Source organism: Bradyrhizobium sp. 521_C7_N1_3 (genome assembly GCF_052075975.1).
Classification (GTDB): domain Bacteria; phylum Pseudomonadota; class Alphaproteobacteria; order Rhizobiales; family Xanthobacteraceae; genus Bradyrhizobium; species Bradyrhizobium japonicum.
The window spans coordinates 2,469,519-2,486,594 of record NZ_CP197232.1; the positions used below are offsets into that span (position 1 = coordinate 2,469,519).

General features: G+C 64.9%; 19 protein-coding genes. 10 read left to right on the plus strand and 9 right to left on the minus strand.

The features are described from left to right. Positions 1-2 precede the first annotated feature (2 nt). Genes AB7008_RS11130 through AB7008_RS11140 form a run of 3 tightly spaced genes read left to right on the plus strand, consistent with a single transcriptional unit; the run spans position 3 to position 2,683 of the window. Positions 3-656, plus strand: coding sequence for an amino acid ABC transporter permease (locus tag AB7008_RS11130; protein ID WP_304492831.1), 654 nt, complete (start codon positions 3-5; stop codon positions 654-656). Beyond that, complete coding sequence (locus AB7008_RS11135; protein WP_248881504.1) at positions 653-1,384, plus strand: amino acid ABC transporter ATP-binding protein; 732 nt, start codon at positions 653-655, stop codon at positions 1,382-1,384. Before AB7008_RS11130 ends, AB7008_RS11135 begins: the two co-directional genes overlap by 4 nt. A gap of 12 nt (positions 1,385-1,396) precedes the next feature. Continuing rightward, on the plus strand, positions 1,397-2,683 hold the full coding sequence (locus AB7008_RS11140) for an NAD(P)/FAD-dependent oxidoreductase (RefSeq protein ID WP_441258802.1): 1,287 nt from the start codon (positions 1,397-1,399) through the stop codon (positions 2,681-2,683). Positions 2,684-2,740: 57 nt separating this feature from the next. Here the strand turns inward: AB7008_RS11140 and AB7008_RS11145 are convergent, their stop codons facing one another. Together AB7008_RS11145 and AB7008_RS11150 are read right to left on the minus strand one after the other, a co-directional pair. Continuing rightward, positions 2,741-2,965: a hypothetical protein gene (locus AB7008_RS11145; RefSeq protein ID WP_441258803.1), complete on the minus strand. Its 225-nt coding sequence runs from the start codon at positions 2,963-2,965 to the stop codon at positions 2,741-2,743. Between the two features lie 91 nt (positions 2,966-3,056). Beyond that, positions 3,057-4,646 (minus strand): gamma-glutamyltransferase family protein, encoded by a 1,590-nt coding sequence (locus AB7008_RS11150; protein WP_441258804.1) that lies wholly within the window; start codon positions 4,644-4,646, stop codon positions 3,057-3,059. Positions 4,647-4,774: 128 nt separating this feature from the next. On the opposite strand from AB7008_RS11150, the gene AB7008_RS11155 reads away from it, so the two are divergent. After that, positions 4,775-5,548, plus strand: coding sequence for an enoyl-CoA hydratase-related protein (locus AB7008_RS11155; protein ID WP_304492834.1), 774 nt, complete (start codon positions 4,775-4,777; stop codon positions 5,546-5,548). 142 nt (positions 5,549-5,690) lie between these two features. On the opposite strand, the gene AB7008_RS11160 is transcribed toward AB7008_RS11155, so the two are convergent. Further along, on the minus strand, positions 5,691-5,867 hold the full coding sequence (locus tag AB7008_RS11160; RefSeq protein ID WP_014497659.1) for a hypothetical protein: 177 nt from the start codon (positions 5,865-5,867) through the stop codon (positions 5,691-5,693). Between the two features lie 9 nt (positions 5,868-5,876). Then, a complete protein-coding gene (locus tag AB7008_RS11165; RefSeq protein ID WP_014497658.1) occupies positions 5,877-6,110 on the minus strand; it encodes a DUF6894 family protein in 234 nt (77 codons plus the stop codon). Positions 6,111-6,317: 207 nt separating this feature from the next. Between AB7008_RS11165 and AB7008_RS11170 the strand changes: the two genes are divergently transcribed. The 3 genes from AB7008_RS11170 (at position 6,318) to AB7008_RS11180 (ending at position 10,439) form a co-directional block, all read left to right on the plus strand. Next, on the plus strand, positions 6,318-8,387 hold the full coding sequence (locus AB7008_RS11170) for a PQQ-dependent sugar dehydrogenase (protein WP_304492835.1): 2,070 nt from the start codon (positions 6,318-6,320) through the stop codon (positions 8,385-8,387). Further along, positions 8,344-9,285, plus strand: a complete 942-nt coding sequence (locus AB7008_RS11175) for an SMP-30/gluconolactonase/LRE family protein (RefSeq protein WP_304492836.1) — start codon at positions 8,344-8,346, stop codon at positions 9,283-9,285. Before AB7008_RS11170 ends, AB7008_RS11175 begins: the two co-directional genes overlap by 44 nt. 128 nt (positions 9,286-9,413) lie before the next feature. Beyond that, positions 9,414-10,439: a histone deacetylase family protein gene (locus tag AB7008_RS11180; RefSeq protein ID WP_304492837.1), complete on the plus strand. Its 1,026-nt coding sequence runs from the start codon at positions 9,414-9,416 to the stop codon at positions 10,437-10,439. Positions 10,440-10,618: 179 nt separating this feature from the next. On the opposite strand, the gene AB7008_RS11185 is transcribed toward AB7008_RS11180, so the two are convergent. Further along, a complete protein-coding gene (locus tag AB7008_RS11185; RefSeq protein WP_439711293.1) occupies positions 10,619-11,458 on the minus strand; it encodes a Crp/Fnr family transcriptional regulator in 840 nt (279 codons plus the stop codon). Between the two features lie 87 nt (positions 11,459-11,545). Beyond that, a complete protein-coding gene (locus AB7008_RS11190) occupies positions 11,546-11,800 on the minus strand; it encodes a hypothetical protein (RefSeq protein WP_304492838.1) in 255 nt (84 codons plus the stop codon). Positions 11,801-11,819: 19 nt separating this feature from the next. Between AB7008_RS11190 and AB7008_RS11195 the strand changes: the two genes are divergently transcribed. From AB7008_RS11195 to AB7008_RS11205, 3 genes are read left to right on the plus strand one after another with little or no spacing between them, the layout of a single operon-like run. Further along, the gene (locus AB7008_RS11195) at positions 11,820-13,184 is read left to right on the plus strand and encodes an ABC transporter substrate-binding protein (protein WP_304494135.1); all 1,365 of its coding nucleotides are present in this window, start codon (positions 11,820-11,822) and stop codon (positions 13,182-13,184) included. A 4-nt stretch (positions 13,185-13,188) separates the two neighbouring features. Beyond that, the gene (locus AB7008_RS11200) at positions 13,189-13,989 is read left to right on the plus strand and encodes an ABC transporter permease (protein WP_304492839.1); all 801 of its coding nucleotides are present in this window, start codon (positions 13,189-13,191) and stop codon (positions 13,987-13,989) included. Beyond that, positions 13,986-14,825, plus strand: a complete 840-nt coding sequence (locus AB7008_RS11205) for an ABC transporter ATP-binding protein (RefSeq protein WP_041955035.1) — start codon at positions 13,986-13,988, stop codon at positions 14,823-14,825. Before AB7008_RS11200 ends, AB7008_RS11205 begins: the two co-directional genes overlap by 4 nt. Here the strand turns inward: AB7008_RS11205 and AB7008_RS11210 are convergent. From AB7008_RS11210 to AB7008_RS11220, 3 genes are all read right to left on the minus strand, one after another. After that, entirely contained in the window at positions 14,822-15,802 is a 981-nt protein-coding gene (locus AB7008_RS11210; RefSeq protein ID WP_028158938.1) for an LLM class flavin-dependent oxidoreductase, read from the minus strand. The genes AB7008_RS11205 and AB7008_RS11210 overlap by 4 nt on opposite strands. Next, positions 15,799-16,530 (minus strand): 4'-phosphopantetheinyl transferase family protein, encoded by a 732-nt coding sequence (locus AB7008_RS11215; protein ID WP_014497649.1) that lies wholly within the window; start codon positions 16,528-16,530, stop codon positions 15,799-15,801. Before AB7008_RS11215 ends, AB7008_RS11210 begins: the two co-directional genes overlap by 4 nt. A gap of 234 nt (positions 16,531-16,764) precedes the next feature. Next, on the minus strand, positions 16,765-16,935 hold the full coding sequence (locus AB7008_RS11220) for a hypothetical protein (protein WP_014497648.1): 171 nt from the start codon (positions 16,933-16,935) through the stop codon (positions 16,765-16,767). Between the last annotated feature and the right edge of the window lie 141 nt (positions 16,936-17,076).

Genomic DNA, 17,076 nt, shown 5'->3' on the forward strand with positions numbered 1-17,076 from the left:
CGATGAAAGGCTTCTGGCACGACGCCGTCGAGTTCTTCCCGATCCTGATGAGCGGTGTCGCGCTGACGATCGTCGTCACCATCGGCTCGCTGCTGCTCTCGACGGTGCTGGGTCTGATCTGGGCGATGATGCGGGTCTCGGGCATCAAGGTGCTGTCGATGCTCAGCGCCAGCCTGATCAACGTGATCCGCGGCATCCCGATCATCGTGCTGTTGTTCTATCTTTATTTCGTGATGCCCGATCTCGGCGTCACGCTGTCGGCCTTGCAGGCCGCGATCCTCGGGCTCGGCATCGCTTATTCGGCCTACCAGGCCGAGAATTTCCGCGCGGGCATCGAGGCGATCGACAAAGGCCAGATCGAGGCGGCGCAGTCGATCGGCATGGGCTGGTGGCTGACCATGCGCCGCGTGGTGCTGCCGCCGGCAGTGCGCATCGTGCTGCCGCCCTACGGCAACGTCATGATCATGATGCTGAAGGATTCGTCGCAAGCCTCCACCATCACGGTCGCCGAGCTTGCCCTTCAGGGCAAGCTGATCGCGTCCTCGACCTTCAAGAACACCAACGTGTTCACGCTTGTGGCGCTGATGTACCTCACCATGAGCATCCCGTTGATCCTGCTGGTCCGTCACTTCGAGAAGCGGGCGGGCAAGAAATGATCGAGCTCACCGACGTCCACAAGAGCTTTGGCCAGAACGAGGTGCTCAAGGGCATCACGGCCTCCGTCCAGAAGGGCGAGGTGGTCTGCATCATTGGCCCCTCGGGCTCCGGCAAGTCGACGATCCTGCGCTGTATCAACGGGCTGGAAAGCTACGACCGCGGCGAGATCAACGTCGAGGGACTGAAGGTCGACCGCGATGCGCCCTCCATCGTGAAGGTCCGCACCCAGGTCTCGATGGTATTCCAGCGCTTCAACCTGTTCCCTCATCGCACCGTGCTGGAGAACGTCGTCGAAGGCCCGTTGTTCGTAAAGAAGGAGCCGCGTGCGCAGGTGCTCGAGCGCGGCCGCGCGCTGCTCGGTCAGGTGGGCCTCGCCGAAAAGGCGGATGCGCATCCGCCGCAGCTCTCCGGCGGCCAGCAGCAGCGCGTCGCCATCGCGCGCGCACTCGCGATGCAGCCAAAGGCGATCCTGTTCGACGAACCGACCTCGGCGCTCGACCCCGAGCTGGTCGGTGACGTGCTCGGCGTGATGCGCAAGCTCGCCGATGACGGCATGACCATGGTCGTCGTCACCCACGAGATGGGCTTTGCCCGCGACGTCGCCGACCGCGTGCTGTTCATCGACGGCGGCGTCATCGTCGAGCAGGGGGCGGCGAAGTCCGTCCTCAATCAACCCCAGCACCCGCGCACGCAGGACTTTTTGCGCCGCGTGCTGCATCCGCTCTGATCGGTCCTCATCATGACTACGCGCCTGCCTCTGCCGCCCTCGCTCTATGCCGACACCGCCGTCGCGCCGGTTGCGACGCCACCGCTCGATGTCGACAAGACCGTCTCCGTTGCGATCGTCGGTGGCGGCTACACCGGCCTGTCCACGGCTTTGCATCTGGCAGAGCAAGGCGTCGAGGCACTGGTGCTGGAGGCGCAGGAACCCGGCTGGGGCGCGTCGGGTAACAATGGCGGCCACACCAATCCCGGCCTGAAGCATGACCCCGATCAGATCGAGGCCGATTTCGGCGCAGAGCTCGGCCGCCGCATGATCGAATTCTCCTACGGCACGACCAATTTCACGCACGACCTGATCCGCCGCTACCAGATCCCTTGCGAAGCGCGGCAGAATGGCACGCTGCGCGCGGCCTACAATGAGGCCAGCGCCGCCGCGATCGAGAAGACGGCGCAGCAATGCATCCGCCGCGGCATGCCGGTGCAATATTTGAATCGCGAGCAGTTGCGCGAGATGACCGGCACGGACCGCTACATCGGTGCGATGCTGGACACGCGCGGCGGCGATCTGCATCCGCTCAGCTACGCCCGCGGCCTTGCGCGCGCCGCGATCTCCGCGGGCGCGAAGGTCCATGGCGAAACGCCTGCGCTGTCGCTCCGTCGCGACGGCGCGCGCTGGCGCATCGAGACGCCGCGCGCGGTGGTGCATGCCGACAAGGTCCTGCTCGCCACCAACGGCTTCACCGACGATCTCTGGCCGGCGCTCCGCCGCACCATCGTGCCGGTGTTCTCCTCGATTGCCGCCACGGCGCCGCTCTCCGACGCGGTCGCCCGCTCGATCATGCCGACACGGCCGGTGCTCTACGAGAGCGGACATATCACGGTCTATTACCGCATCGATCAGCACAATCGCCTCTTGATGGGCGGCCGCGGCCCGATGCGCTGGATCAAGTCGCCCAACGATGTCGCCTATCTCATGCGTTATGCCGAGCGGCTATGGCCGCAGCTCAAGGGCGCCGCCTGGACGCATGGCTGGAACAGTCGGCTCGCCATCACCAAGGATCATTATCCGCATGTGCACGAGCCGGCGGAAAACATCCTGATCTCGCTCGGCTGCAACGGCCGCGGCGTCGCGCTCTCGACCGCGATGGGCGCGCAGCTCGCGCGCCGGCTGATCGGCGGTGCCAAGGCCGAGATCGACATGCCCGTTACGGGCATCAAGCCGATCCCGATGCACGCGTTCTGGCCGTTGGGGGTTACGACTGCTGTGATCGCGGGACGGGTGCGGGACCGGCTGGGCGTTTGAAGAAGAAGGCGCCGCCCCCGTCAGGAGCGACGCCTTGCATGACTTGCGGATAGGGCGTCAGCAGCGACCCTGTTTCCACAGGCCGGGCGGGCAGCCCCTGCCGCGCCAGCCGACCTTGCGCCCGTGGTGCCATCCGGGCGGAGTGGCATGGCGATGTCCGTGGTATCCGCAATGATAGCCGTGACCATGACCATGTCCGTGGCCGCCCCTGGCGAATGCGGCGTTTGGCATGGTGAAGCCGGCCGCGATGATCAGTGTCGCGGCGAGCGCAAGTTTCTTCATCCGAAATCTCTCCTGTTAGGCACGCATCTGTCCGTTCGACGAACGAACATCGATCGCGGTGTCGCGCGCAAATGCGGAGGAGTCGTGACGCTCAGGATTCGGCGACAGCGTCGGCCCAGGGCTGGAAGATCTCGACCGCGCCGGAATTCGTATCGCCCTCGCGCATCACCACGCTGGGGCAGGCGAACTTCTGCGGCACGGCCTGCACCTGCGTCTCTTCATAGTCGAAGCGTGCAGCAAGTGTCTTGCGTACGTCCGCCGGCAGTCTGATATCGCCGATCACGACCGCGCCTTCGCTGGCGTCGATGCGCGGCTGGTGGATGGCCGTGTCGAGGTCCATGCCGAAATCCATCGCAAAGGACACGAGCTGCATCACCGACGGCAGGATGCGGCGGCCGCCGGAGGCGCCGACCGCGAGACGCTTGCCGTCCTTCGTTTCGGCTATGACGGGCGTGTAGTTGCAGAGGCAGCGCTTGCCTGGTGCGAGCGAGTTGGTGGTGCCCGGCGTCGGATCGAACCACATGATGCCGTTGTTCATGGCGATGCCGGTGTGCGGCGTCACGTATTTCGAGCCGATGGACGAGAGCAGCGTCTGCGTGACCGCCGCGATATTGCCGTGGCGGTCGACCACGGAGAAATGCGTGGTGCAGGCGGGCGCCAGATATTCGGCGCCGAGCGAGCGCTTGCCGTCGGCATCGCCCATGTCCTTGAGCCGCTCGCGGAAGGCCGCTTGCAAGGCGAGCGCATATTCGCTGTAGGTGGTCGCGTCGGGTGCGCTTCCCGGCTTCAGACTCTGCTGCAACAGGCGCAGCGCATGCGCCATGGTCGGTCCGGCCGTGAGCTCCGGCGTCGCATACACCTTGCCGTCGCGATAGGGGATCGCCAGCGGCTCGCGCAGATGGGCGCGAAATGCGGCGAGATCCTCCACCGACAGCGAGCCGCCGTCGGCCTTGATATCGGATGCGATGCTTTTGGCGAGGTCGCCCTGGTAGAAATCGCGCGGACCGGCGGCGGCGAGGTGTGACAACGTTGCCTTCAACGTGGCCAACGGCAGCCGCGTCTCGGACTTGATGCCCCACGGCGCGCTCGGCGGCAGGCCATCCTTCAGGAAGGTGGCGGCGCTCGCGGGATAGCGCCTGAGATCGGCTGCCGATGCCGCGATTGTCAGCGTGGTCCACCAATCGACCAGCAGGCCTTCTCCGGCGAGCGCGGCGGCCGGCGCGACCAGATCCTTCCACGGCATCTTGGCGTAGCGGCGATGCGCCTCCTCCATGCCGGCGACGACGCCGGGCACGGCGACCGAGCCGGGGCCGTGGATGTTGCGATCGTCCTTCACCCGCGGCCACGGAAACAGATCGGAGGCCGCACCTTCGCCGCTGAGCGGATAGTCGGTGGTGCGCAGGCTCTGCGGCGCGCACATGCCGTAGTCGATCACCTCGGTGCGATTTTCCTTGGCACGGTACAACACCATCGCGCCGCCGCCGCCGATGCCGCTGTTCCAGGGCTCCAGCACGTTCAGCGCGAAGGTGGTCGCGACGATCGCGTCCACGCAGTCGCCCCCTGCAGCCAGCACTTGCGCGCCCACTTCGGCCGCGCGCCGCGATTGCGAGGCGACGATGCCGCCCTTGGATGTGACGGCGGGTTTGCGGACGGCTTGGGCGAGGCTGAACTGATGAGGCATGATGTCGTCTTGATCTCTGGATTCGGTTGTTCTGGCTTCGTTGCGCTGACGCGGAAGCTGCAGCATTGGCGGGGCGCGCGAAGGATGGCACATTGCCGCCAACGAGAAAATCCAAAGGGAGACGCGACATGGCAGGTGTGAAACAGGCGCGGGATGGCGCGGTTGGGATCTTGACGCTCGACGAGCCGGCAAGCCTGAACGCGATGACGCCGGACCTGCTTGGCGCGCTCGCCGCCGCCGTCGCCGAGATGACCGGGGATGCGGACGTCCGCGCGCTGGTCCTCACCGGCGCGGGGCGCGGATTTTGCTCAGGACAGAATTTGAAGGCGTCGGAAGCGCTGGGCGAGGACATCGCGGCCGGCGTGATGCGCTTCTACTGGCCGGCGTTCAAGGCGTTGCGCGAATGCCGCGTGCCTGTCGTGGTCGCCGTCAACGGCGTCGCGGCCGGCGGCGGCTTCAGCCTTGCGATGGCCGGCGACATGATTGTTGCAGCGCGGTCGGCGAGCTTCATCCAGGTGTTCAGCCGCATCGCCCTGGTGCCCGATCTCGGTTCGACCTGGCTGCTGCCGCGGCTGGTCGGCCGGCAGCGCTCCCTCGAGCTGATGTTGCTGAACGAGCCCCTGACGGCCGAACGCGCGCAGGAGATCGGCCTGGTGCGTCAGGTCGTCGACGATGCGAAGCTGATGGACGAGGCGCTGGCCCTGGCGCGCCGTCTGGCGGACGGGCCGACGCGGGCTTTGGTCGCAACGCGCGCGCTTGTCGAGGAGAGCGAGCATGCGGATTACGAGGCGCAGTTCCGCCGCGAGATCGAGGTTCAGGCCACGATCCGCAAGAGCGCCGACGCCATCGAGGGCCGCACCGCCTTCGTCGAGAAGCGCAAGGCGAAGTTTACGGGGAGGTAAGGTGGGGCACGCTTTCGCTCACTCGTCATGCCCGGGCTTGACCCGGGCATCCACGTCTCGGCATCCGCGTCCTAAGACGTGGATGGCCGGGACAAGCCCGGCCATGACGACGAAGATCGGTGGAAACTTTACGAAACCGCGCTCAGAGCCTGCGGTCCAGCCGGCTGGCCTGATATTTGGCGTGCCATTTCGGGCCAGGCCCGCGCATGTAGTGAAGCTCGGGGCGGTAGGGGTTGCCTGCGATCCGCACCAGCTTCTGCCACTTGGTGGCAACGAAGTTGAGGGGCTGGCAGAGCAGGGTTAATGAAGCGAACAGCACGGCATCACCTCAATGCGGCTTGCCGAGCATGGCGGTGAAGGGAAGGTCGAAGATCTCCTCGCCGTCGGAGCCGCTGACATGGATCACCCAGTCGCGCCAGTCTTCGGCACCCGGGGTGTAGATCATCGAGTGCATGATCTGGGCCGCACGGTCACGCGCCTCGGTCAGGCTGGCCACCGCGGTGCCGCTGCGATCGATCAGCGTGCCTTCGGTGTTGGAGCAGTGAAAATAGACCTGGACCATATCCGTCTCCTGTCGGGAGCGATTGGGATGGCAAATCGATACCACCCGAGGCCTTCGCGAAACATTCGGGGCGAGCCCGGTAAGGGAATTTACGGAGATTGGTCGCTGCCAAGGCCCGAGCGGGTTTGATCACAGGGGGGTGATGATCAACTGGACGGCGTTCCCGTGGCATGGAACAACTTTGGACCGAAAGTCCGGGGGACCGCCGTGAACCAGCTCACATTCTGGCATGAACGCCGAAGCCTGTTTGCGGCGATCGTCGCCGGAGTGCTGTTCGGTCTTGCCCCGGGAGCCTCCTCCGAGCCGGTGAGGAAGAGCGGCTATGCGATCGGCGCGGAAACCTGCGGCAGCGGCGATGTCGCCTTTCCCAGAATCCAGATCGACATGAAGGCGGGATTCTGCGCCGGTCTCGTCGCCAGCGAAGAGGATCGCCTGAAATTTCCGCGCGCGATCATCCAGGTGCCGGGCCGTGACCTGTTCGTGGTCGCCGACATGGGCGGCTGGGGCCACACCGATGGACGGCTGCTGCTGCTCGATCCGCATGCGCCGCAGGGGCAGCGGTTCAAGGAGCTGCTGACCGCAATCGAATATCCGTTCGGCCTGGTGATTGGCCCGGACAAGAAGTTGTACGCCTCGACCGCGGAGACGATCTTCCGGTTCGATCCGCTCGCCGACAACCCCCGCAGCACGGTCGAGACCATCATCCGGCACATGCCCGGCCGCCGGATCACATTGCCTGACGGCACCAGGCTCGACGAGAGCGCGCATCCGCTCAAGCAGTTCGTCTTTGACAGGAACGGGCGGCTGTTCGTCAATGTCGGCTCGCACAGCGACGACTGCATCACGTCGGCGCCGATCACAAGGCCATGCGCGGCGGCCGAGGGCGCATCCGCGATGGCTTCGATCTGGCTGTTCACACCGCCCGCAGGCGGCGCCTTCCCGGCGCTGAGGCCGGGCGATCCGGACCCGCCGCACACCGTCTATGCCCGCGGCCTGCGCAATTCGATGGCGCTGGCGCTGCATCCGAATTTTCCCGATGCCGGCTACGCCTTCCTGCAAGGCGAGAACGGCCGCGACCTGCCCGACATCTTCGAGCCGAACGAGGAGATCAACGCGATCGAGCAGGGCAGGCATTATGGCTGGCCCTATTGTTACGACTTGTCGACGCCGAGCCCCGAATTCAAGCTCGTGCTGCAATCCGGGGTCTACAAGTCGCTCTGCACGGCCAATGCGCTCTACAAGGCACCGTTCTCGCTGATGCCGCCGCACGGTGCGCCGCTCGCGATGCTGTATTATCACGGCGCGAAATTCCCGGAGCTGGAAGGCAAGCTGCTGGTCGGTCTGCATGGCTATCGTCCGACCGGCAGCCGCGTCCTCGTCTATGACGTCGACGACCATGGCTTCCCGAAGCCCGCCCCGGCGCCGGTGCGCTACCACGTCAGTTGCGCGGCCGATCCGACCCACAGCTTTCAGACCGACGCCGGCAACGTCGCCGCCGCGCCATTCGACGAGCTGATCGCAGGCTGGCACCGCGTCAACGGCGCGCGGCCGCAAGGAGCGCCTGTCGGCATGACGGTCGCGGAGGACGGCGCAATCTGGCTGGTCGAGGACAAGAACAAGACCGTGATCCGCATCGATCGCGCCGGGGGTGACGCGCCGGTGCCACTGCCTTGTGACGCGCGCAGCCAGGCGATGATCGACCAGCTCGCGGCCTTCGTCGCCAGGGACGCGCAGAACGGTGTCCGGCTCACCACGCTGCGCAAGGGCCTCGTCGAGAAGCATTGCGTCGGCTGCCATTCGGATTTCGGCCTGAAGGCAGGACAATCGGAAGCGGAAAAGGACGCGACAGTGCTACGCTTCATGCTGTCGCAGGACGGCTGGATCTATCCGGGCGATCCAGGCTCCGGCAAGCTGCGCACGCGGCTGCGCGGCATCGGCGCCGAGAAGCTGATGCCGCCGGGCGGTGAAAGCCTGCCCAGGACCGAACTTGGCTACGCGCGCCTGCTCGATACCGCGGACCTGCTGGTTGCGAAAATGGTTCCGGGCACGCGGATGCGGATCAAGTCCGGCCCGCCGCAGCGCAAGTTCTTTGGCAAGACCAACAAGGAATGCGGCGAAATACCGGCCGCCAAGGTCGTTGTCGTGACACAAAGGAGCGCTGTAGACAAACCCGGCTTCAGCCGATTCTTCCGGCCTGCCGACCCCTATCTGAATGGCGAGTGCAGCGACGACGATGGCTATTACATCCGGCAGGAATTTCTGGTGCCTGTGGAGTAGCGTTCTTCTCGTCATCGCGGCATCGCCGGGCCACGCGGAAACAAAGCTGTTCGAAAGCGTGCAGGTGACGCCGTCGGGCGAATACACCTTCGGCATCGAAGGACCCGCGGCCGATCTCGACGGCAATCTCTTCGTGGTCAACTTTCGCAAGCCCGGCACCATCGGCAAGCTGCCGGTGGGCAGCGCCGCTTCGGAGCAGTTCACGGCATTGCCCGAGGGCAGCGTCGGCAATGCCATCCGCTTCGCGCGCGACGGCACGATGTTCATCGCCGACTACAAGAAGCACAACATCTTCGCGATCCGGAAGGGCGCGAGCGAGCCCGTCGTCTGGTTTCATTCCGACGAGATGAACCAGCCCAACGACATCACGGTCGCGCGCGACGGCACGATCTATGCGAGCGATCCGAACTGGAAAGGCAGGGAAGGCCACATCTGGCGCATCGCCAAATCTGCGGACGGCACGGTGCGGGGGCAGGTGATGTCGGCGCCGCGCGCGATGGGCACCACCAACGGCATCGACCTCAGTCCTGACGGCAAGACGCTCTATGTCGGGGAATCCAGCAGCGGCGAAATCTGGTCCTACACCGTCCGCGGCAACGAACTCACCGGCGCAAAACTCGTCAAAGCCTTTCAGCCCGACACCGTCGACGGCCTGCGCACCGACGTCGCCGGCCGTCTCTATGTCGCGCGCATCCTCAAGGGCACCATCGCGCTGATGAAGCCCAATGGTGCGGTCGAGCGGGAGATCGCGCTGAAGGGCAAGGAGCCGACCAATCTCGCCTTCGGCGGCAGCGACGGCAAGACCGTCTTCGTCACCCAGCGTCAGGGCGGCTTCATCGAGTCCTTCCGCACCGACCAGCAGGGCCGCGAGCACTGCCTCCAGCGCGGGCGCTGCTAGGGCATCACGGGCGGTCTGCCTCCGGCGCAGGGCAGCACCGAAGCGGCGGCATTCTTCTTGCTTGCATCTGTCCGCCGCAGGCATTTAGACATCTGTGGGCACCGTCAACGCGACCACGGAGTGTTTGAGTGAAAGCCGTCCATACCGAACTGCATCGCAGCCACGATCCGCAATTCTTCCTGGTTCGCGGTGTCGTCAAACGCACCACGGAGCAGCCCGAGCGCGCCGATCGCCTGCTCAAGGGGTTGAAGGACGGCAAGCATCAACTGGTCGAACCGACGACATTCGGGCAGGGGCCGCGTGCGCGGATTCACAGCCCGGAATATCTGTCGTTCCTCAGCGAAGCCTGGGACGCCTGGACCGCGCTTGGCGATTCCGGCCCGGAGATGATCGGCAACATCCATCCCGTGCGCCATGCCGCGACCTATCCCACTCACATCGTAGGTCGACTCGGCTGGCACACCGCCGATACCGCGGCGCCGATCGGTCCCGGCACATGGGCCGCGGCCTGCGCCGCCACCGACGTTGCGGTCACGGCCGCGCAGATGGTGATGGACGGCGAGGATGCGACCTATGCGCTCTGCCGCCCGCCCGGTCATCACGCCTACCGCGACATGGCCGGTGGTTTCTGTTTCCTCAACAACAGCGCGATCGCAGCCGCGCATCTGCGATTGAAGTATGAGCGCGTCGTGATCCTCGACGTCGACGTCCATCACGGCAACGGCACGCAAGGAATCTTCTACGTACGCCCTGACGTCTACACGGTGTCGATCCACGCCGACCCCATCGCGTACTATCCTTATGTGTGGGGCTACGCGCATGAGCGCGGCGAAGGACCCGGCCTCGGCGCCAACCTCAACATCCCCCTGGCCATCGGCACCGGCGACGACGGCTATATCCAGGCGATGGATGTCGCGCGCAGGGCGATCGAATCCTTTGCCCCCGGCGCCCTCGTCATCGCACTCGGCCTCGACGCCTCCGAGCACGATCCGCTGAAGGGCCTCGCCGTCACCACGCCGGGCTTCCGCCGCATCGGCCAGGCCATCGCGAAGATGGGCCTGCCGACCGTGTTCGTGCAGGAAGGCGGCTATCTCTCGGAAATTCTGGGCGCGAATTTGACGTCGGTGCTGGCCGGGTTTGAAGAGGCGCGGTGATCTTCACCTCTCCCCGCGTAGGCCGTCATGCCCGGGCTTGTCCCGGGCATCCACGATCTTTGCGCGCGGGGTAAGACGTGGATGGCCGGGACAAGCCCGGCCATGACGCCGTGGAAGCTTCAACGCCCATAGTGCTAAAGCCATGAGCGACAACGCCTCCCTGCGGACAGAGGCGAACCTCAATCCCTGAACAAGATCTGCTCCAGCAGGTCGATCCTCCTGATCCGGATGCTGCTGCCGTCGATGGCGATGATGCGGCGGTTCTGGAAACGCTTCAGCATCATCGTCACCCATTGCCGGGTCGAGCCGACCATGGCGGCGATCTGGTCATGGGTGATCTTGCGGTTGATGACGATGGTGTCGCCGTCGGCCGCGCCGTGCAACTCCGACAGCGTGAGCAGGAACTGCGCCAGCCGCTCGATCACCGAGCGCGTGCCGAGGATCTGTGCCATCGAGGAGTAGCATTTGCCCTTGGCGATGAGGCCGTCGATCAGCGCAAGCGCGAAGCTCGGCATGCCGGTCAAGAGCTTCTCGAGCGCCGGTCCGGACAGCGCCGCGATCTCGCAGGCCTCGATGGCGATGCCCGACCACATGTGAATGCCGCCGCCGGAAATCTCCGGACCACCGATGAAATGTCCGGGTGTCCAATAGGCGAGCGTGATTTCGCGCCCGGACGGCGCGGTGTAATAGACCCGCACCTGTCCGCGGCGGATGATGAAGATGCCGTCGTGGCCATCGCCCTGGCTGAATACCATTTCGCCCTGCGGCACCGAGATGATGCGGCCGGCCGCGTGCACGCGCGCCTGCTCCGACGCGGACAAGCGGTCGAGGAAATGCGCGCCGGCATTCAGCCCGTCGATCGTCTCGCTCATGAACAGCGCCGAGCTCGCGGGCCTTGCACGTGTGCTGCGGATCCGCCGCGTCTTCTTGTGGTCGGTCCAGTCGAACGGAACGCCTGCATGAGGCCGGTCGGCGAAAGCGGCAGGCTCGGTCGCGGCAGCTTCCTTGAGTATGGTCATCGCAATCCGTCAGCTCTTCAGGGGCTTGCGAATAGGTAAGTGCGGCGATGGTGCGATGTCCATCTCTTTGCGATCGTTCCAAATCACTTAGCAAAGCTTGATGTGTGCGGCGACCGGCGGCGAAACGATTCCTCTCTCCATGGCTTCGGCTTGAGAAAATCCTTTGCGTCGTTGCGCGACGGAATCATGACGCGAACGTCCTGCGACAGCGATGCAAGTAATTGCTTCAAGCGTTGCGCCGCGCCTTCGATAGTGCCGGCCAACGTTGTTGCCGGCGCGCGCCCGGCTTCCCGAGGACAGTTCGATGATCGAATTCGGCTCTTTGAGACTCAGTGTGGCCATTGTAGCCATCACCGTTGCGATGTTCGCGCCGGCCCAGGCGGAGACGATCCGTGTGGCAGTCGGGACGCAGGACACGACGATCAATTGCGCGACCGGCGGACTGCTCATTCGCGAGCTCAAGCTGCTCGAGAAGTTTTTGCCCCATGACGGCAAGTACAAGGATGTCACCTACGACATCCAGTGGAAGAATTTTACGAGCGGGGCGCCGCTCACCAACGAGATGGTCGCGGGCAAGCTCGATTTCGGCGCGATGGCTGACTTTCCGGGCTCGCTGAACGGCGTGGCGTTCCAGAAGGCTGGCCGCCGCAGCCTCTTCATTAGCGTGCTGTCCGGCAGCACGAAGGGCAGTGGCAACGGCATCGTGGTGCCGTCGAGCTCGCCGGTGCAGTCGCTCGACGAGCTCAAAGGCAAGACCATCTCGGTTCCCTTCGCCTCGACCTCGCACGGCATGCTGCTCCGCGCGATCGAGGCCAAGGGCTGGAATCCCGAGACCGACGTCAGCATCATCACGCAGGCGCCGGAGGTTGCGGGGCCGGCCTTGCAGGCCGGCAAGATCGAGGCACATGCCGACTTCGTTCCGTTCGCCGAACTGTTCCCGTGGCGCGGCTTCGCGCGCAAGATCTTTGACGGCGCGCAGACCAATGCCCCGACATTCCACGGCGGGCTGGTCGATGCCGATTATGCCGAGAAATATCCCGAGATCGTCGTCGCCTATCTGCGCGCAGCGCTGGAAGCGGACCGCCGGACCGCGGAAGAGCCGGAGAAGTACAGCGAGCTGATCGCGAAGGTGACCGGCATCGAGGCGGAGGTCGACTACCTCTTTCACGGGCCGCTCGGTCTCCAGACCCGCGATGTGACCTGGAAGCCGGAGTACCGCCAGGCGGTCGCAACCTCGATCAAGACGCTGAAGCTGCTCAAGCGCGCAGACAGCGATCTCGATATCAACCAGTTCGTCACCGACAGGTTCATCCGTATCGCGGCAGCGCAGGCGGGGCGCGATTACGACTCCGAACTGAAGAACTATGCGCAGCTCCCGCTTCGCGCCAAGGACGCCGCAACGGGCGCCGAGATCAGCGACTTCAGCCGCGTCGCGCAGATCTGGGTCAAGGACGAGGCTCATGTACGCCACTATGCCTCACCCGAGAACGCGCTGAAGGCGCTCGCCGGCCTCGAGAAAGACGGCAAGACCATCCGCGTCGTATATGCGCAGGATCGCGAGAGCGGCATCAAGCTGTTCGCAAACCAGGCCTGGTTCGTGCGGTCGTCCAACGGCGAGTTGAGCGCGTTCCTGCTCAAGCAGGCGGCCGAGGGCTGGTCGAAGAAGAACGGTGGCGCGGTGCTCGACTTCGCGGCCGCGCGCGAGTCCCTCGTCGCGAGCCGGTGAGGCGATGGCCACCGCTATCAACGCGCGGCCTGCGGGCATCCGCTGGATGGTCCGCGCCCTTTCGATCCTGGCCTGCATCACCCTGTGGCAGGTCGCTTCGACAACGCATCTCAATCTGGGGATCGTGACCTTCCGCAACGTGCCGCCACCGATCGAGGTCGTTCAATCCGCGCTCGCCCTGTTTCGTTCGCCGAAACTGACGGCACACGTCACCAGCAGCCTCTGGCGCGTGTTCGCCGGCTACGGGGCGGCGGTGGTGATCGGCGTGATCCTTGGTTTTGCCATCGGCCGGTCACGCGCCGCGAGCGACCTTTTGCTGCCGCCGCTGGAATTGCTGCGGCCGATTCCAGCGGTGGCGTGGATACCGCTGTCGATCCTGATCTTTCCGTCGTCCGAACTCTCGATGATCTACATCACCTTCATCGGTGCCTTGTTTCCGATCGTGCTGAACACCGTCCACGGTGTCGCGAATGTCGACCGCCGGCTGGTTGCCTCCGCCCGCAGCCTCGGCGCGGGGGAGTTGGCGATCCTGAGGGAAGTCGTGCTGCCGGACGCCGCGCCCAGCATCGTCACCGGGCTTGCGATCGGCATGGGCACCTCGTGGTTCTGCCTCGTCACCGCGGAGATGATCTCGGGCCAGTTCGGCATCGGCTATTACACCTGGGAAGCCTACACGCTCCAGAACTACGCCGACATCATCGTCGGCATGCTGATCATCGGCCTGCTCGGCATGGGCTCGAGCTGGCTGCTGACGACGGCCGGGCGGCTTCTGATGCCCTGGCGTAGCCCGAAGGTGGCGCGATGAACATCCGGGTCGCGGATATCGGCACGAAGAGCGTCGGTCGGATCGACTTCGCCGATGTCTCGATCTCGCTCGGATCGGGCGGTGACGCATTCGAAGCGGTCAGCGGTCTCGATGTCGCGATTGCGCCGGGCGAGCTCGTCTGCATCCTCGGTCCCTCCGGCTGCGGCAAATCCACGCTGCTCGGCGCGCTGGCCGGGCATTTGCCGATCACGGCCGGCCGTCTCACGGTCGACGGCCAGCAGGTCCAGAGTCCGAGCCCGGACCGGGGCATGGTGTTTCAGCAGCACACGCTGTTTCCCTGGAAGCGGGTGCGTGACAATGTCGCCTTCGGCCCGAAGATGCGGGGACTCGCGAGGAGGGAGCGCGACCGCGCCGCCGACGCGATCCTGAAGCTGGTCGGCCTTTCCGGCTTCGAGGCGTTTTATCCGGCGCAATTGTCGGGCGGTATGCAGCAGCGCGTGGAAATTGCGAGGGTCCTGATCAACCAGCCGCGGGTGCTGCTGATGGACGAGCCCTTCAGCGCGCTCGACGCGCAGACGCGCGGCATGATGCAGGAGGTCTTGCTCGACATCTGGAGCAAGATCCCGACCACCACGGTCTTCGTCACCCACGACATCGACGAGGCATTGTTCCTCGCCGATCGCATCGTCGTAATGAGCGCAAGACCCGGCCGGGTGATCGAGGATGTCGTGCTGCCTTTCGCGCGGCCACGCAGCCATGATCTCGTGACCGAACCCGAGTTCGTGCGCCTGAAGCGGCATGTCATGCAGCTTCTGCGACGGCCGGAAGGCAGCGAGCCGCTGGCACGGCTCAGTCCGCTCGGCGTGCCGTCCTAAAACATCCCGCTCGCCGCGAGCGCTTTGCGGACGTGCTGCATCTCGGCCTCGTCGGCGACCATGTCGAGCATGATCGTGGTCAGGCCCTTCGCCGCAAAATCCTTAAGCTTTGCGCCGATCTCGGTATAGCTGCCGACCAGATAGGGGCAGTCGGCCTGGAAGGTTAGGAACGGCAGCAGCCAGTAGCCGTTGTCCGCGAGCTCTCCGTTCTGGCCGTCATAGAGCCGCCGCTTCCACACGGAATCGCTGTTCTCCACGGTGAGCGCGAGCAGCTCGCGATCATCGGAATTGTCGCGAAAGCGCGCCTTCGCGGCCTGTCGTGCTTCCTCACGGCCCTCGCGGGCGAAGATGCCAAAGTTCATTCCGGGCGCATCGAGACCGCGATCGAGATCGGGCGGCAGCATCTGCATCTTGATGCAGCCGGTCTCCTTCGCCACGCGCTGCGCTGCCTCCGACTGGCCCGCGACCAGGAATTCCGGCATCAGCTCCGCCGGCAGGCGCGGGCGAAGTTGCAGATTGCTCGCGCGGTAGAACCGGCCCTCGAAATTCACCGGGCGGGGGCTTTCCAGCAATTGGCGCATCAGCGCCACGAATTCACCGAGCCGGACATAGCGGTCGGCATGCGACTGCTCGTCACCCAGCCCCTGCAAATCGCTGACCGCGGTCCCCGTGATCATGTTGAGATAGACCTTGCGGCCGTGGAGCTGCGCAAAGGACGAGACGAATTTTGCCGCGGTGAACGGGTGCATGTAGACCGGATTGACCGCGATCAGCGGCGAGCTTCGCGTGGTCTCACCCATGATGTGCTGGGCCATCGCCCAGGGCTCGACGAACACGTCGTTGCCTTCGAACAGCAGGATGCCTTCGAAGCCGTTGCGGTCGGCGAACTGTGCCACCCGCATCAGCTCGCCGACATATTTCTTGGGATCGCGGTTGCGCGAGATCGCGGGAAAGACGCGCAGCCGCGGGGGCGTCATTCAGCCGCTTCCTGGAACGGCCAGGAATTGCGGGTGATGGGAAGGCCGCCGTGCGCACGGGAGCCGTCGGCGATCGCGAGGCGATGCGAGGGCGACGGCGAGCACAGCGAGAAGCGCCATGCATGCGGATCGTCGGCGATATCGGGCTTGAAGCTGATCTCGATGGCTTCGCGGGACACCTGCATCGCGAAAGCGTCGAGCGGCAGATTGAGCCCAAACCCCCTTGCCTTCAGATAGGCCTCCTTGAGCGTCCAATAGTCGAAAAAGCGCTCGATCGCGGCGGGCTCCGGCAGTCCGCGCAACGTTTCGACCTCCTCCGGCGCAAAGAAGCGAAGCGCGGTGGACAGTGGCGCGACCCGCCGCGACACGGTTTCGACGTCGACGCCGACGGTCTCATGCCCGGACACGACGCAGGCAACGCAGCCATCGGCATGGGACAGGCTGAAATGCAGCGCGGTCGAGGTCGCGGGCGCCGCGACAAACGGCCGCCCGTAGCGGCCGGCCCCGAAGGACCAATCGGTGGGTGCGACGTTCGGTGCGGCCTGCGACAGCGCGAGGCGCAGCATCGCGTGCGCGAAGATATATTGCCGCCGATGCCGCTCGAACATGAAGCGATCGGCGCGGATCCGTTCGTCGACCGAGAGCAGGCGTCGGCACGCATCGACTGCGCCCGGAGCGTCAATGGTCTCGATCAGTCCGACAAACAGTTCAATTCTGTCGTCTGCCATTAATAGGGCCCATGGCGTCAGGCGGAGGCCAAGTCTCCGGCCCTGACGGAAGAATCAACTGAGCAAGAATCAACTGAGCGGACCGTTTCTAACGGTCCACCCGGGCAATTTCTTGTCGATTTGCAGGCCGGTTTACAGGCGCAAGCTTGTGCGAGACCCCAACTCGACGAGCGAGCGGCCCAATATCCCGAAAGTGAAGCCTGAGGATTCGTGCGGCGTCCCGGCCGACGGTCCTTACTTCTTCTTCTTCTTGGCTTTCTTCGCTCCGCCCAGCATCGAAAGGCTGGCGTCGACATCCTTGAGCGCGGACTGGAGCTTCTTCTTCTCCGCGCCCAGCAGCTTTTGCAGGGCCTTGCGGTCCTTGTCGCTCAACGAGGTGCCCTTGGTAAATTTGATGAAACCCATAACAAACTCCCCCGGTTGAAAATAATCGTCCAAATCAAATCGAGAGAATAATCTTGCGCGCTGGCGCCAAATAATCAAGCTGCAACTTGGTCATTCACAGCTTTGGCGAGTGAACCTGTGTTCTCCCGTCCCGTACAGCCG